Annotated in this window: 11 protein-coding genes; 4 read left to right on the forward strand and 7 right to left on the reverse strand. The window is 50.5% G+C overall.

Annotated elements, in window-relative coordinates:
• Positions 1 to 1,302 carry an anaerobic C4-dicarboxylate transporter gene (locus tag ACOMHB_RS11315; RefSeq protein ID WP_448216684.1) on the forward strand — a complete coding sequence of 434 codons (1,302 nt, stop codon included), beginning with the start codon at positions 1 to 3 and terminating at the stop codon, positions 1,300 to 1,302.
• Between the two features lie 69 nt (positions 1,303 to 1,371).
• On the opposite strand, the gene gcvT is transcribed toward ACOMHB_RS11315, so the two are convergent.
• From gcvT to ACOMHB_RS11335, 4 genes are all read right to left on the reverse strand, one after another.
• Positions 1,372 to 2,490, reverse strand: coding sequence for a glycine cleavage system aminomethyltransferase GcvT (gene gcvT, locus ACOMHB_RS11320; RefSeq protein ID WP_448216685.1), 1,119 nt, complete (start codon positions 2,488 to 2,490; stop codon positions 1,372 to 1,374).
• Positions 2,491 to 2,564: 74 nt separating this feature from the next.
• A complete protein-coding gene (gene gcvP / locus ACOMHB_RS11325; RefSeq protein WP_448216686.1) occupies positions 2,565 to 5,471 on the reverse strand; it encodes an aminomethyl-transferring glycine dehydrogenase in 2,907 nt (968 codons plus the stop codon).
• Positions 5,472 to 5,643: 172 nt separating this feature from the next.
• On the reverse strand, positions 5,644 to 7,023 hold the full coding sequence (locus ACOMHB_RS11330; RefSeq protein WP_422137738.1) for an L-serine ammonia-lyase: 1,380 nt from the start codon (positions 7,021 to 7,023) through the stop codon (positions 5,644 to 5,646).
• A gap of 395 nt (positions 7,024 to 7,418) precedes the next feature.
• A complete protein-coding gene (locus ACOMHB_RS11335; protein ID WP_448216687.1) occupies positions 7,419 to 8,216 on the reverse strand; it encodes a bZIP transcription factor in 798 nt (265 codons plus the stop codon).
• Between the two features lie 327 nt (positions 8,217 to 8,543).
• On the opposite strand from ACOMHB_RS11335, the gene ACOMHB_RS11340 reads away from it, so the two are divergent.
• On the forward strand, positions 8,544 to 9,347 hold the full coding sequence (locus ACOMHB_RS11340; protein WP_448216688.1) for a hypothetical protein: 804 nt from the start codon (positions 8,544 to 8,546) through the stop codon (positions 9,345 to 9,347).
• Between the two features lie 20 nt (positions 9,348 to 9,367).
• Here ACOMHB_RS11340 and preA read toward each other — a convergent pair whose 3' ends face one another.
• From preA to ACOMHB_RS11355, 3 genes are all read right to left on the reverse strand, one after another.
• Positions 9,368 to 10,603: an NAD-dependent dihydropyrimidine dehydrogenase subunit PreA gene (gene preA, locus ACOMHB_RS11345; RefSeq protein WP_448218633.1), complete on the reverse strand. Its 1,236-nt coding sequence runs from the start codon at positions 10,601 to 10,603 to the stop codon at positions 9,368 to 9,370.
• Positions 10,604 to 10,616: 13 nt separating this feature from the next.
• The gene (locus tag ACOMHB_RS11350; protein ID WP_448216689.1) at positions 10,617 to 11,966 is read right to left on the reverse strand and encodes an NAD(P)-dependent oxidoreductase; all 1,350 of its coding nucleotides are present in this window, start codon (positions 11,964 to 11,966) and stop codon (positions 10,617 to 10,619) included.
• A 210-nt stretch (positions 11,967 to 12,176) separates the two neighbouring features.
• The gene (locus ACOMHB_RS11355; protein WP_448216690.1) at positions 12,177 to 13,547 is read right to left on the reverse strand and encodes an alanine/glycine:cation symporter family protein; all 1,371 of its coding nucleotides are present in this window, start codon (positions 13,545 to 13,547) and stop codon (positions 12,177 to 12,179) included.
• Between the two features lie 287 nt (positions 13,548 to 13,834).
• Between ACOMHB_RS11355 and ACOMHB_RS11360 the strand changes: the two genes are divergently transcribed.
• On the forward strand, positions 13,835 to 14,482 hold the full coding sequence (locus ACOMHB_RS11360; RefSeq protein WP_422133376.1) for a helix-turn-helix domain-containing protein: 648 nt from the start codon (positions 13,835 to 13,837) through the stop codon (positions 14,480 to 14,482).
• 223 nt (positions 14,483 to 14,705) lie between these two features.
• Complete coding sequence (locus tag ACOMHB_RS11365; RefSeq protein WP_448216691.1) at positions 14,706 to 16,106, forward strand: hypothetical protein; 1,401 nt, start codon at positions 14,706 to 14,708, stop codon at positions 16,104 to 16,106.
• Positions 16,107 to 16,217 lie beyond the last annotated feature (111 nt).

Below are 16,217 nucleotides of genomic sequence, written 5' to 3' on the forward strand. Positions count from 1 at the left end.
ATGCTTTGGGTTCAGTTAGCGGTTGTACTTGGGGCTATTTTTCTTGGGGCTCGGCTGGGTAGTATCGGGATTGGTTTTGCTGGTGGTATGGGGGTACTGGTATTGACTCTGGGCCTGGGGCTCGAACCCGGGGCAATACCTATAGATGTTATCCTGATCATTATGTCGGTGATCGGTGCAGTGGCTGCCATGCAAGTGGCTGGGGGTCTGGATTATCTGGTTGAGCTGGCCGAGAAGCTCCTTCGCAGTAAGCCAAAGTATATTACCTTTCTTGCACCGACTGTCACTTACGTTATGACTCTGCTGGCAGGTACAGGTCATACTTCTTATTCTACTCTGCCGGTAATTGCAGAAGTGGCTAAAGAAAACGGTGTTCGTCCATCTCGCCCACTGAGTATCGCTGTGATTGCTTCCCAGATTGCCATTACTGCGTCACCTGTCTCTGCTGCAGTTGTCGTGTTTAGTGGCTTTCTTGAGCCCTATGGCATTGATTACCTGCAACTGCTGGCCATCTGCATTCCTACTACTTATGCCGCAGTTATGCTGACCGCTGTTATCTGTAATTTCATGGGCGTGGATCTGGACAAGGATTCTATCTATCAGGAAAGATTGAAAGCCGGTCTGATTACCTTGCGTGAGACTAAAGCCCGTCAGGGCAGCAGGAAAGGCGCTGGCCTCTCTGTGGGTATTTTTGCACTCAGTATTTTGGCTGTGGTGCTATACGCTACGGCTATCAGCGGTAACGTCGGTCTGATTGAAAATCCTGTTTTGCCCCGCGACTCTGCCATCATGGTATTTATGATGATTGCGGCTGGTCTGATTACTATCTTCTGCAGGATTGATTCTGGCAATATCCTCAATGCCCAGACCTTCAAGTCCGGTATGAGTGCCTGTGTCTGCGTACTGGGTGTTGCCTGGCTGGGTAATACGTTTGTCGGGGCGCATATCGATTCTATCCAGGCTCTGGCGGGTAATGTACTGAACAGCTACCCATGGCTGCTGGCGGTTACACTGTTCTTCGCCTCCATGCTTCTATACTCTCAGGCTGCTACCACTCGAGCCCTAATGCCTGCTGCTCTGGCTCTGGTTGATCCTGTGACCGCTATCGCTTCTTTCGCAGCGGTATCCGCTCTGTTTGTTCTGCCTACTTATCCAACACTGCTGGCAGCCGTAGAAATGGACGAGACCGGGTCTACCCGTATCGGCAAACTGGTATTTAACCACCCATTCTTTATGCCGGGCACTGTCTGTATTGCACTTTGTGTTGCCTTTGGTTTTGTTTTTGCGCCAATGGTTATTTAAAGCGGGCAAAACAGAAACCAGCTTATCACTGATAAAAAAAGCCCGGTTAACCGGGCTTTTTCGCAGAGCTTAGCCGCGATAGTAACGCTGTTCAATAAACGGCATACGACTCACAGTCATAGGCAATTTTTTGCCGCGCACCTGCGCGAAAACTTCTGTTTCCAAGGCAGCATATTCAGTTGTAACGTAGGCCATTGCGACAGGAGCACCAACAGTGGGTCCAAAGGTTCCCGAAGTCACAACGCCGATCTTCTCGCCATCGGCGTTGACGATTTCAGTTCCTTCACGAACCGGTGCACGACTGCTGCCGATCAAGCCAACACGTTTGCGGGTGAAGTCTTTGTTTTCAATCTGGCTCAGGATCTTGTCTGCACCGGGGAAGCGGCCAGCACGCTCACCATCCTTACGACGGTTTTTGCTGATGGCCCAGATCAGGCTGCTTTCGATGGGAGTGGTATCTGTATCCAGATCGTGACCGTACAGGCAGAGTCCACTTTCCAGACGCAGGGAGTCACGGGCACCCAGACCAATGAACTCGACTTCCGGCTGATCCAGCAGCATACGACAGAATTTGTCAGCGTCTGCTTCAGGGATTGAGATTTCAAAACCATCTTCACCGGTGTAACCCGAGCGGCTGATGTATACGTCAACGCCTTCAATGGTCATGTGAACAGAGTCCATGAAAACCATCTTTTCTGTTTCAGGCGCAAAACGGGTCATAACGGATTTTGCTTCAGGACCCTGAATAGCGACCAGAGCACGGTCATCCAGAACCTCCAGCTTAACATCCTCAGGCAGATGAGCCTTCATGTGAGCAATGTCCTGATCCTTACAGGCGGCGTTGACAACAATGTACAGGCTGTCATTGCCTTCGTTGGTGACCATCAGATCGTCCATTACGCCCCCCTGTTCATTGGTGAACAGGGCGTAGCGTTGCTTGCGCTCAGGCAGATCAATAATGTCGACAGGTACCAGAGCTTCCAGAGCCCTGGCCGGATTGTTGCCTGTCAGACGAACCTGCCCCATGTGGGAGACATCGAACAAACCCGCTTTTGCACGGGTGTGCAGATGCTCGGCTTTAACCCCCAGAGGATATTGAACCGGCATATCGAAGCCTGCGAAAGGAACCATTTTCGCGCCCAGCTCCTGGTGCAGGCTATGCAGTGGTGTTTTTTTAAGTTCGGTCATTAGGGATACTCCCTGAAATTGTGAAGAAGCCGGGGAAGTGACTTCCCCGTTTCAATGCTGGTTCTCAGACGACTTTAGTCTTGTTCTTGATAGCTTTCGATAGATGGGCAGGAGCAGATAAAGTTGCGATCGCCGTAGACATTATCGATACGGTTGGCAGTGGGCCAGTATTTGCCATCGATAGAGCCTTTCAACGGGAAGACGGCTTCTTCACGACTGTACGGATGGCTCCATTCGCTGTCTACCAGATCTTCCATAGTGTGCGGAGCGTTGCACAGCGGGTTATCTTCGGCAGGCCATTCGCCTTCCTGTACCTTGCGAACTTCTTTGCGGATCGCAATCATGGCACTCACGAAACGATCGATCTCGTCTTTGGACTCGGATTCGGTCGGCTCAATCATCAGAGTGCCGGCAACCGGGAAGGACATGGTCGGTGCATGGAAACCGTAATCCATCAGGCGCTTGGCAATGTCTTCTTCGGTGACACCGCAGGCTTCTTTGATCGGACGAATATCGATAATGCACTCATGAGCCACCTTGTTGTTGCGACCACGATACAGAACGTCGTAATGAGCAGCCAGTTTCTCAGCCATGTAGTTGGCGTTGAGAATGGCGACTTCACTGGATTGTTGCAGACCCTGCTGTCCCAACATGACAATGTACAGATAACTGATGGGCAGGATAGAGGCGCTGCCAAATGGCGCTGCTGATACTGCACCCATACCTTCGTTATCGCCTTCAATCGGGCTGACGCAGTGGTTTGGCAGGTAAGGCGCCAGATGACTTCTGACGCCGATGGGGCCCATGCCGGGACCACCGCCACCGTGAGGAATAGCGAAGGTTTTATGCAGGTTCAGGTGCGAAACGTCGGAGCCGAACTTGCCAGGTTTGGCGATGCCGACCAGAGCGTTCATGTTGGCGCCGTCCATGTACACTTGACCCCCGTGCTCGTGAACGATGTCGCAGATATTGCGAATCTCTTCTTCATAAACACCGTGGGTGGAAGGGTAGGTCACCATCAGGCAGGACAGGTTTTCACTGTGCTGTTCAGCTTTGGCCTGAAGATCGGCAACATCGACGTTACCATTCTCGTCACAGTCAACGACCACCACTTTCATGCCGACCATAGCGGCAGAAGCTGGGTTGGTGCCATGAGCGGAAGAGGGGATCAGGCAGATATTTCTGTGTGCCTGATCATTGGCCTCCTGATAGTTACGGATGGCCAGCAGACCGGCATACTCGCCTTGGGCACCGGAATTGGGCTGCATGGAGATTTTGTCGTAACCGGTGATTTCTTCCAGTGCCGCTTCCAGTTCGTTGATCATGGTCATATAACCCTTGACCTGTTCTCTGGGCGCAAACGGGTGGATGTTGGCAAATTCAGGCCATGACACCGGAATCATTTCAGCAGCGGCATTCAGTTTCATGGTGCAGGAGCCCAGAGGAATCATGCCGTGGGTCAGGGAGTAATCCTTGTTCTCCAGACGCTTCAGGTAGCGCATCATATCGGTTTCGGAATGATAGCTGTTGAAATTCGGGTGAGTCAGTACGGCATCAGTACGACGATGCTCGTCTTTGAGGCCGGACACTGCAAACTGGCTGTCAATGGTCTGAATATCCAGATCCTGACCCTGTCCCAGAATGATATTGAACAGCTGTGTGATGTCTTCCGCTGTTGTGGTCTCATCAATGCTGATGCCCAGTTGATCGAAGCTGATGCGACGCAGATTGCAGTCAGCTTCGAGGGCGCGGTTATAGATCGCTTCCTGCTGGCTGCCCACTTTCAGGGTCAGGGTGTCGAAGAAAGTATTATTACACTGAACGCCCAGAGTGGTCAGGCCTTTATGCAGAATAGTGGTCAGGCGGTGGATGCGCTCAGCAATGGTCTTCAGACCTTGTGGCCCGTGATAAACGGCATAGAACGCAGAAATGTTGGCCAGCAGAGCCTGGGCAGTACAGATGTTGGACGTCGCTTTTTCACGACGGATGTGCTGCTCACGAGTCTGCATCGCCATGCGGTAAGCCTGGTTACCACGGCGGTCGATGGAAACACCAATAATACGACCGGGAATGGAGCGCTTCAGTTTTTCACTGGCAGCAAAGAAAGCGGCGTGCGGACCACCAAAGCCCATAGGGACACCAAATCGCTGGCTGCTTCCCAGAGCAATGTCAGCCCCCAGCTCACCGGGTGACTTCAGCAGCATCAGAGCCATCAGGTCGGTGGCGACAGACACCATGGCTTTTTGTTCTTTGGCTTTGGCGACGATGCTGGCGACATCGGTAATCTGTCCGTAAGTGCCAGGGTACTGCAGCTGTACACCGAAGATGTCGTGTTTTTCGAGATCGGTAACTGGGTTGCCGACTTCTACCCGGATGCCCATGTGCTCAGCACGGGTTTTGATGACGTCGATGGTTTGCGGGTGGACGTCGTCTGCAACAAAGAACACCCTGTTCTTGCTGCGGCTGGATCTATGGCAAAGTGCCATCGCTTCTGCAGCGGCGGTGGCTTCGTCCAGCAGGGAAGCGTTGGCGACTTCCATGCCGGTCAGGTCCATGACCATTTGCTGGAAGTTCAGCAAAGCTTCCAGACGGCCCTGGGAGATTTCGGGTTGATAAGGCGTGTAGGCAGTGTACCAGCCGGGGTTTTCCAGAACGTTTCTGAGGATGACGTTTGGAATATGGGTGTTGTAGTAGCCCATACCTATGTAGGACTTGTTCACCTTGTTCTGGTCAGCCAGCGAACGCAGGTATTCCAGCGCCTGAACTTCTGTCTTGCCCGCTGCAACCGCCAGGGTGTTCTCTCCTGGGGTAGTGGATGGGCGAATGGCTTTGGGAACGGTCTGTTCAATCAGATCAGACAGTGACTCCAGTTTCAGTTCGGACAGCATTGCCTGTTGCTGAGCCTGATCCGGGCCAATGTGACGACCGGTAAATGCGTTGCTCTGTTCCAGAGCGCTGAGTGCCTGTTTATCAACAGCCATGTTTCTACCTTTCTCTGACGGCCGTCGGTGGATGGGACAGCCCTGTGATGGTCTGAAAATACCTGAACCACGGACCTCGGCCCATGCTCCCATGGGAATGCTCCGGGTTATACGGAGCATTCCGGGTATTTGTGCTGATTATTTTTGCTTTTATTGGCATCTGTCACGAGTCTCAGCACACGACAACATTGACTGCCAGTCCGCCAGTGGCGGTTTCCTTGTACTTATCCTGCATGTCCAGGCCAGTCTGGTGCATGGTTTCTATCACGCTGTCCAGTGAGACCCGATGCTGGCCGGTACCCTGTAGGGCGAGTCGTGCCGCATTAATGGCTTTGACTGCACCCATAGTGTTTCGCTCTATGCATGGCACCTGAACCAGACCTCCAACCGGGTCACAGGTCAGTCCCAGGTTATGTTCCATACCAATTTCTGCCGCATTTTCTATCTGTTCATTGGTGCCGCCCAGAACGGCGCAGAGTGCCCCTGCTGCCATGGAGCAGGCTACCCCGATCTCGCCCTGACAGCCCACTTCAGCGGCTGAAATGGAGGCATTTTTTTTGTACAGCATACCAATGGCGGCTGCGGTAGCCAGAAAAGCCTGAATGCCCTGTTCGCAGCTGCCGGGAACAAAGCGATCATAATAAGCCAGAACGGCGGGTATGACACCGGCAGCACCATTAGTCGGTGCGGTGACGACCCGGCCCCCTGCTGCATTTTCTTCATTCACGGCCAGGGCAAAAAGACTTACCCAGTCCATGCTTTGCAGGTCATCCCAATGCTCTTTTGGCTTGTTGATTAAGCGTTTGTGTATGTCACTGGCGCGGCGGGCAACATCCAGTCCCCCGGGCAGTTTCCCGGTTTGCTGGCAACCGCGCTGGATGCATTGATCCATCACCTGCCAGATGGCCATCAGATCCCCGGAAATATCCTGACTGCGACCCAGATGTTTTTCGTTTTCAAGCACCAGCTCGGCGATGGATAAACCACTGTTTTTGCCGTGGTCCAGTAGGTCCTGACCTTTTTCAAAAGGGTAGGGAATGGGGGCAGCTTGAAGGTTGGTGGATAGATTGGAAGAGGCTTCCTGCTCGTTGAGAACAAAACCGCCACCTACCGAGTAATATCGGTTCTTGTAAAGGACTTGCCCATCGGCATCGAGAGCCGTAAGTGACATGCCATTGGGGTGATTGGGCAGGGAGTTTCCAAAATGAAATTGCAGATCAGTATCGAAATGAAATGTTATAGTCCTGATTCCACCCAGCTTGAGTCGATCGTTGTTCTTAATGTCAGAGACGTATTCAGGCACTTTGTCGGGACTCACGCTATCAGGGTGTTCGCCCAGAAGTCCCAGAAGGACGGCAACATCTGTAGCGTGTCCTTCTCCGGTCATGGCCAGAGAACCATAGAGGTCGGCCTTAATGCGGTGTGTCTGCTCGAAGTGCTGGTTGGTGTGGAGTTCATCCAGAAAACGGTTGGCAGCCACCATGGGACCCACGGTATGTGAGGATGAAGGCCCGATGCCAATTTTAAAAAGGTCGAAAATGCTCAGTCCCATGATCTGCTCCCTCTGTATTCTTATCTCATAAAAACCTTTTGTATTTTAGATTTTTATCGGACTAACGATTCTGGTCTGAAAGAAGCCGTTGTTTTTCCACGATAAGATCCCTGAATTAAACGACTAAAAAAATTCAACATACATTCAGAGAATTGGCAGAGTAGCAAATCTGGAGGTTTCACATCAACCCATTTGTTTCCTATAGGAAACGAAGTGGGTAAAAATTTATAAAAATCAATGATTTATAAGATTTCGGGAAAAGCAATGGTAACAGTGCTGCTGTCTTGTCCACTCTTGTATGAGCCCATTCATTCACGCTTGCACCACTTAATGTCATTGCATCTGGTAGTTGAGACTAAGCACCCAGCCATTCGGAATCGAATAGTTCGTATGGTCTAGCTGGCATCATCATCGCTATCAAGTATTGCTTGATCATCCAGTTCGAAGTACTCAGGAGCAGATACAATTTCCTTCTTTGGCGGTATTTTCTCTGCACACTCGTCTTCATCCTCCGGGTCGCCCATTTTGTCAGAATCCAATTTATAATTGTCAGCAACAGTTACAAATCTCTCCCCTGGCAATGCTCCTCTTAAAATCTTATTTTCTGCTTTCGTGTCGGAAATGTGCTTTGCCATTTCAGTGTTCTTAACCTGCAGGTACAAATTTTCCATTTTAATGTTTTGTAATTCTTCTTCCAGGTATGCCAAACGAGTTTTTGCCTTTTGTCTGGTTCTTCGAGCAGACTCCCTGTTCTTCAGCCTTCTTGTTTCAGGTGATCTTGCTTTTTTATTCCTTGACTTCTTGCTTCTGACTGCTGCGGATGAAGAAGGCCCTGTTGCTGTTTCGACTTCTACGACACAAGCTACCTGAACAACTTGATCCAGCTGGCAGGCAGTGATGGAGCTCCAACTCGACAGGCTCTTGCCTGTCAATGAAAAATTCTGCGGGCAAATCGATATTTTTTTTGCAGGCTCTGGGGTGACGTGAGAAGTTGCCACCCTTTCCAGCACAGGTATTTCTTCTGTGGTCGTTAGAGTATCAGTAAGCTCCTGCGAAAGACTGGCATAACAATGATCCAGTGCCACAATACTGCATTTTGCATCAGCCTTATCAGTTTCATCACTACTGCCCTCAGCGTCTTTTGTCGACACAAGATTCAATGAGGAAGTGCTCGGAGTCGAAGATATATTCATTGTTGCTGTCTCTGTTTATTTATGACTGATAAAACCTAGACACTCTCCATACATGGAATGTTCCGTTTCTGACAGTAAATCTGACAACTTTGTTATAGGGAGAGTGGGTACTCGCCAGCAGTTACAACTGCAAGCTTATTAACTCAATCTGAATGATTCCCGCCTTTGAGGCTGTCGCAAAACTCCAACATCAGGGGAGGTATGCATTCCCACGCAGAGCGTGGGAACGAGTTGTTAAATAGAAAAATCCTGAGTTTTGATTAATATTGAGAGTTTGGCTTCGTTCTGGCTACAGAGGTTATAGCTGTTGAGAGGAATTCCGTCATTATGAAACACTCCGCTTCCTATCTATTGCCTTTGATGTCCACTTTAACTTTACAGTCAGGCTTTACTCAGGTTTTCGATTCGTCGCTGCCTCCAACTCCAGCGATGGCTGGACGGTTATGGGCGGGTGCTTTATTTTTAGGTGCCGGGCTTGATAGCTCAAGGATCATGCCGAGTTCAAGCGCGCCATATAGCAGTAGTGAAGATGACAGTCCGTTTACCTTTACGGTTAGGTTGGCCCCATCGAGTACAGGCAGTTATGCTGAAAGCACCACTGCTGGTAGCACAGAAACAATTTCATCAAATGATTATTCTTTAGCAACATTCAATTCAGGGTTTCCGGTAGCATCCGCGACTACACATGTTGCGGCGAGCAGTTCTGACACAGTATTACTGACCTCGGATCCAGGCTTGGTAGTAATAGCAAGTCAGAAGAGAGCCGTTGACGAAGAATTAATGGAGGCGGTAAGTAATTATGATTTTGAAAGAGTTGAAGACTGTTTGAACAGAGGGGCTGATCCAAGTTACAGGCAGTCCACAGATCAGGACGATCCAAACGGGTTTATACAACCGATTACGCCTTTAAGATTAGTAATGTTTCGTATTTCAGACTGTGAATTAACTGATGAGGATTTGAGAGAGTTTTATAAAATCGCCAGATGCCTTTTATATCATGGAGCAGACCCCAAACCTGCCATAAAAATAGCAGAAGAGAGATATGGAAAATATGAAGATGCTTTGGGAGGCGACACTCATGTTGTGTTTATGGATATATGGCGAATTGTACACAATGCCCGAACGAATTAAATCCAACAGGCTCAAATGACCTACAGCTCTGGATTTGAGCCAGGAAGACTGATCATCGTGATGCACCCCTGAACGGGACAGGTGATCTGGCAAAGGTTGCAACCGACGCACTCCCCCGGAATGACTTCAAAGGTTCGGTCTTTTCCGTCATCAGATGTTTGCAAGGCTATGGCCTGATGTTCAGTATCTTCGCAGGCCGCAAAACAACGGCCACACCGAATACACTGATTCTGGTCAATATGAGCAACACTTTTGTAGCTCAGATCCAGTCTGTTCCAGTCGGTAAGGCTGGCAACGGCAGCCCCACGAAATTCAGACAGCGCCCGGTAACCTTTCTGATCCATCCATCTTGAGAGTCCGTCAACCAGTTCATCAATGATCTTGAATCCATTCAGCATCACCGCTGTGCAGACTTGCAGGCTTGTTGCCCCCAGTGACAGATATTCTGCAGCATCCCGCCAGGTCGTGATTCCGCCCATGGCGGATATCGTGAGTTTGGCTGTTTCATCGTGTCGTGCCAGTTGTCCCACCATATTCAGGGCAACAGGTTTGACGGCCTGGCCGCTATAACCACCGCTGGTGTAATAATTGCCGACGGCCGGGTAGCCGACCATGGTATCGAGATTGATGCTGGTAATGGAGTTAATGGTATTGATCAGTGAGACAGCGTCTGCCCCGCCAGCGAGAGCGGCACTGGCAGTCTGGACAATATCGGTGACATTAGGCGTCAGCTTAACAATAACCGGCAGTCGTGTATGTTGTTTACACCATCCGGTGACTTTGGTAATGAGCTCGGGGACTTGCCCTACCGCCGCGCCCATACCGAGCTCCGGCATGCCATGGGGGCAACCAAAATTGAGTTCGACGCCGTCACAGCCGGTTGCTTCAACCTGATTGAGAATACGTTGCCAGCTCGCTTCTTCGCAGGGTACCATCAGGGAGACAATTAAAGCCCGGTCGGGCCAGTCTTTTTTGGTCTGTTTGATTTCATCCAGATTGACTTGTAACGGGCGATCTGAAATCAGCTCAATGTTATTGATGCCCAGAATCCGCCCGTGAGTATCCCGATGAGCAGAGTACCTTGAGCAAACATTGGCCGGCGCCGGGTCTTCACCCAGAGTTTTCCAAACGGCACCTCCCCAGCCTGCAGAAAATGCCCGGTAAATGTTGTATGCCTTATCCGTGGGCGGTGCTGAGGCTAACCAGAATGGATTGGGGGACCGAATCCCGAGAAAACCGGTGCTAAGGTCTGCCATCATCTTTTACTGCCTATACTTCGAGCGGTTGCAGAAACCGGTTGATGGCTTCAGCAGCCAGTTTGCCATGCTGGACTGCATGGACGGTGAGATCCTCTCCTTTATCAACACAGTCACCTCCTGCCCAGACATTACCGATAGAGGTCCTGAATTGATCGTCCACTCTGATTTTTCCGTTTTGACTCCGGTCAAGCTTTCCAGAAGAAAAGCACTCTGCTGTTAATGTCTGGCCAATGGCCTTGTAAACCCGGTCAGCGGGAATCACTGTCTGTTCGCCGGTTTCAATCAGTTGGCCAGCAGAGTCCTGAGTGGTTTTCACAAAGCGGATGCCATGCAATTGCCCGGCTTTTGTCTCAAAACCTTTGGGCTTCAACCAGGGAATAATGCGAACACCGCTTTCTTTCGCGAATGATTGTTCATGATGAGTTGCCGACATCTGTTGAAGACCTCTTCGATAAGCGATCGTCACTTCATCGGCTCCCAGTCGGCGCATTTGGCTGGCCACATCAATGGCCGTATTACCTCCGCCGATCACAACGACCTTTGCAGCCACGGGCAGTTCGGCGAGGTTTTTGGTTTGACGAATGGTTTCAATGGTGCCAAGCGCTTCCTGGATGCCTCTGGATTGCTCACAGGGCAATCCAATGGCTTTCGCAGACCCTAGTCCAATGGCAAGAAAGACGGCATCAAACTGAATGGTCAGGTCGGGAAGCTGTTTCTCAAGGTCGATTCTGCTCCCTGTCTCAAGGTTTATGCCGCCGATTTCGAAAATGAATCGGATTTCTTCCTGGGCATAATCCTCTACCAGTTTGTAGGCAGCTATGCCGTACTCGTTGAGCCCGCCGGGTTTGCTGTGAGCATCGAAGACGGTGATGTCATGTCCCAGTCTGGCTAATTTGTGTGCACAGGCCAGACCGGCAGGACCCGCACCCACAACTGCGACGTTTCGGCCTGTTTTTTGTGCGCGGGTAAATGGGTGAGCAGCTTTCTGTCGGTGGTCAATAGCGTACCTTTGTAAACGGCCAATCATCACCGGTTTGCATTCTGGCGAGTGGTTTCGAACGCAAGCCTGCTCACAAAGGACTTCTGTTGGACAGACCCGGGCACAGCTCCCCCCCAGAATGTTTTCTTCCAGAATAACCCGGGCGGCGCCGTCTTCATTATGATCAGCGATTCGGTGGATAAACGAGGGAATATTGATACCTGTCGGGCAGGCAGAAATGCAGGGGGCATCGTGACAATAAAGGCAACGACTGGCTTCCATATTGGCCTGATAGCAGGATAACGGAGGCTTGATATCAGAAAAGTTCTCCTGATAAACCTCGTCAGACATTCGATGGTTCCTGATATCTTTACTGGTCATAAAAAAGACTCCTGACCGGTAACTGAAACGACAGATTCTGGAATAGTAGCAGTGACAGGGCTGTCGGGTAGCGCTTTTTTATGGCCCTCTGAATATGTTTCAGGGTTTGGGTAAGGCGTGAAGTACTCAAGAATGAGAGGGTGGGAAAGAAAGCTGCAAACAGATGGTCGATCTGTTTGCAGCTTCGTTGGAGCTGATTAGAGGCACTGTTTACTCAGTCACTGCCTCTGATGCTTCAGATTGCTTGCCGAAGTATTCACGCACCAGCTTGAATACAACGGGGCTTAGCAGCGCCAGGGCAATCAGGTTGGGAATAGCCATCATAGCGTTCATAGTGTCAGCTACAAGCCAGATGAAATCCAGGCTCACAGTAGCGCCCACTGGAACGGCGACAATCCAAAGGAAGCGATAGGCTTTTACCGCTCTTGGGCCCATCAGGAATACTATGCAACGCTCGCCGTAGAAGCTCCAGCCCAGAATGGTTGTAAAGGCGAAGATAGCCAGAGAAATGGCAACCACATAGTTACCGACACCCGGCAGTGCCTCAGCAAATGCGGCAGAAGTTAACGCGGCCCCTGTCACACCTGAGGTCCAGGCACCGGAAGTAATGATGACCAGGCCGGTGATGGAGCAGACGATGATGGTGTCCAGGAAAGTACCCAGCATGGCAATCAGGCCCTGACGAACGGGGTCGTTGGTTTTTGCTGCCGCGTGAGCGATAGGCGCAGAACCCAGACCGGCTTCGTTAGAAAACACACCACGAGCGACACCAAAGCGGATAGCAGCCCATACCGCAGCGCCAGCAAAACCACCGGTAGCCGCAGTAGGTGTAAAGGCGTGGGTGAAGACCAGGCTCAGGGCGGCAGGAATTTGCTCAGCATTGATAGCCAGAACAACCAGACCGGCGACCAGGTAGGCAATGGCCATCAGGGGAACCAGAGTACTGGCCACTGCGCCAATTCTACGGATGCCGCCAATCAGTACAGCACCCACCAGGAACATCAGAATAAAACCGGTCACGACGGGAGGCAGGCTGAAGTTACTTTGCAGGACGTCAGCCACCGAGTTGGACTGAACGGTGTTGCCGATACCGAAGCCGGCGATCGCACCGAAAATAGCGAAGGCTGTACCCAGCCAAGCCCAGCGTGAACCCAGACCATTCTTGATGTAGTACATAGGGCCACCGTAGTGCTTGCCGTTTTCGTCGACCTCACGGTATTTTACGGCCAATACGGCTTCCGAGAATTTGGTGGCCATACCCACCAGAGCAGTACACCACATCCAGAACAGCGCACCGGGACCCCCCATGAAGACGGCCGTTGCAACACCGGCAATGTTACCGGTACCGATGGTGGCAGAAAGGGCGGTCATCAGGGCCTGGAAAGGAGGGATTTCACCGGAGTCGCCGGACCCGGCACTGCGGCCTTGCCAGAGGAGTTTAAAGCCGGTGCCCAGCTTCAGGATGGGCATCAGTCGCAGGCCCAGCATCAGGAATAGTCCTATCCCCAGCATGAGGACCAGCATCATGGGTCCCCAAACGACGCCATTAATGGCACCGATGATTTCGGTCAGTGTTTCCATTATGAAACTTCACTCCACGCTATTGGATGTTCTGTTATTATTTTCAGGTCTTTGTTATACGACACTAAAGGGTGTCAGCTCAGACAGATGATCAGGGTCAGGACGAGACCTGCAGTACAAAGGTTTCTTATCCTGACGGTACGCCTAACTTAATGAATTAATTGAGTAAATACAACGCTGAATGTTTTTTGACAGATTTTAGGGGAATTTAATTTCCGGGAAGCTTATTTCTTTTTACGGGAAGCTTATATAGTATCAAGTACGTCTGGAAGTAGAGATAACTATAAATGTCAGAACAGGAAATATCAGAGCAGGCGCACTTTCTGAAGCAGGAAAAACAGTCGGTCATCCTCTCCCGCAGTAACAGGGAGGCTGCTGTTGAGCCGTTGCAACTGGGACAGCGAGTCCGTGAAATCCGTCTGAGCCTCAATCTGACACTGGAAGAAGCCAGCCAGAAAACCGGCCTGGCCCGATCAACCCTCTCCAAGATAGAAAATGAGCAGATATCGCCCACCTTTACTGCTGTGACCAAACTGGTAAGGGGTCTGGGTATTGATATCCCCCAGTTGTTCACCCAACCTTCGGAAAAGAAGGCCGCCAGCGGTCGCCGGGACATTACCCGAAAAGGGCAGGGGCGCCCACACCCCACCACCACTTACGAACATGAGCTGCTGGCGACTGAGTTGTCGGGCAAGAAGATGGTGCCCTTCAAAACAACGGTTTGTGCCCGGTCATTTGAGGATTATCAGGATTGGGTAAGGCATGAGGGTGAGGAATTTTTGCTGGTTCTCAGTGGCAAAATCATGCTTTACACAGAGTTTTATCAACCGGTAGAACTCAATGAGGGTGACAGCACCTATTACGATGCTGAGATGGGACATGCTCTGATTTCCCTCAGTGAGGAAGATGCCGTTATTCTTTGGGTGACCGCCTGACCTGCCTTTCCTGATGCGTGGCGTATTCAGCCCGCTTGTCTAAACTTATCCGTTTTATTGAGCCCTTGGCAATTTGTTGAGTCAAATTTCATAAAGGCCAAGCACTTATGGCTTTATCCATTGCCCTGATTTCGAGGTTTTTATGATTCGGACTTTTAAAGCCCTGTTGTTTTCATCTGTCACGCTGCTTTCCTCACCGAATTCACAAGCTAAGGAAACCTTGGTGTTTCAGCTTGGTGCAGTCAACAGCGACGGTAACGCAGTTGTTATCGAAAGCAGGCCAGGTAGCAAGGCTTGGAAAACGGTTTTTAATGGCAACCTTCCCGGTTGTTTAATGAATGAATTTACCAATATTCCCCTGACCAGCAAAACTATGGCTCATCGTTACAGTCTGAGCTCTTTTCACATACCTCTGGGAAGCAATCGGTTCGCTTTTGGTTGTTCCAACGGTTTGGTGTTTGTTGGGGGCGAAGGAGAGGAGCCTTTCTCGGTAAATTCTCCATCTCCTAATCTTGGTTACTTCAATTTATCCTATGCCAACTCGCCTGTTTATCTCGCCCACAGTGCCGAATTTAATCAGCGCTACAAGAAAAACTGGTTGTTTGCTGCCCAGCATGGACACCTGTTTATTATCGATATCGACAAGAGGCAGCTGGTTAGGTTTCCGCATTGGATAGAAGGAAACTACCTCTCTATGTGGGATTTCCGCATGGGTGTTGATTACTCTATGCCCATGACCGGGCTGGATATCTACCAGGACAAAAAAGGGACTTTCCATGTGTTGGGTGTCATGCAAAGAAATCTGGAGAAAAAAAAGCGTCATTATTCCAGAGCACTCCTGCAACATGTAACGCTCGAAGATGGAATCCCTTACAGCTATTGGGATGATATTGACGATGAATCGATCAACAGGGCAGGAGATGGTCTGTTACAGTTTGGTGAAACCCTGTTTATAGCAGATGAAGAAAATGGGATACACCACCCTGGTACGAATACCTCTTTAAGAGGAGACCTCAGTGGCCTCAATGTTGACCCTTATACCCGGGCAATGGTGCTAAGGGGCAGGCATCATCAGCTGGTCATTGTTCGATACCCTGAAGAACCCGTAAACGTGGCCTATATCGGTGCTTGGGGAAAATTGGTGAGCTCAAAAAAACTGGATGGCAAAGAGCCTCCATTGCTTAAAGATGGTTATTCCAAGACATTCAGAGTCAACCATGACTTTCAGTATGATTCTGATCTACTGCCGGTCAATGAAGATAAGAAGAAACGCTATGCGCATCACCATATGATCAGTATGAAAAAAGGCATTATCTTTTCTGCAGAAGCAGACTCCGAAGGTTTTGGGCAGTACGTCTATCAATGCGATACCGGTCTGACCTCCGGAGAAGCCTGGAAAAAAGGTGCCTGGATAGAGCCCAGGCAATGCAATTGGGAAAAAGCTTCTGCCAGATTCACCCGGCCCGACAAGCTGGAGGGGCTGAACTATCGATTAACCGGATTGAACTACTACCATTCCTTCACGGCCCGAGTGATGGACGAAATCCATTTCTTCAGCGATCGGGTGGAGGACGAAACGGGCGTTATTCATCCCAATGATCCCAAGCCAAGAGATGAACTCTAACAGGACTCCCCGAAAAGGGCAGGGGCATCCACATCCCATCACCTATGAACATGAACAGCTGGCTACCGGGTTGTCGGGCAAGAAGGTGGTGTCCTGCAAAACGACGGTCTG

Source organism: Endozoicomonas sp. 2B-B, from assembly GCF_053470045.1.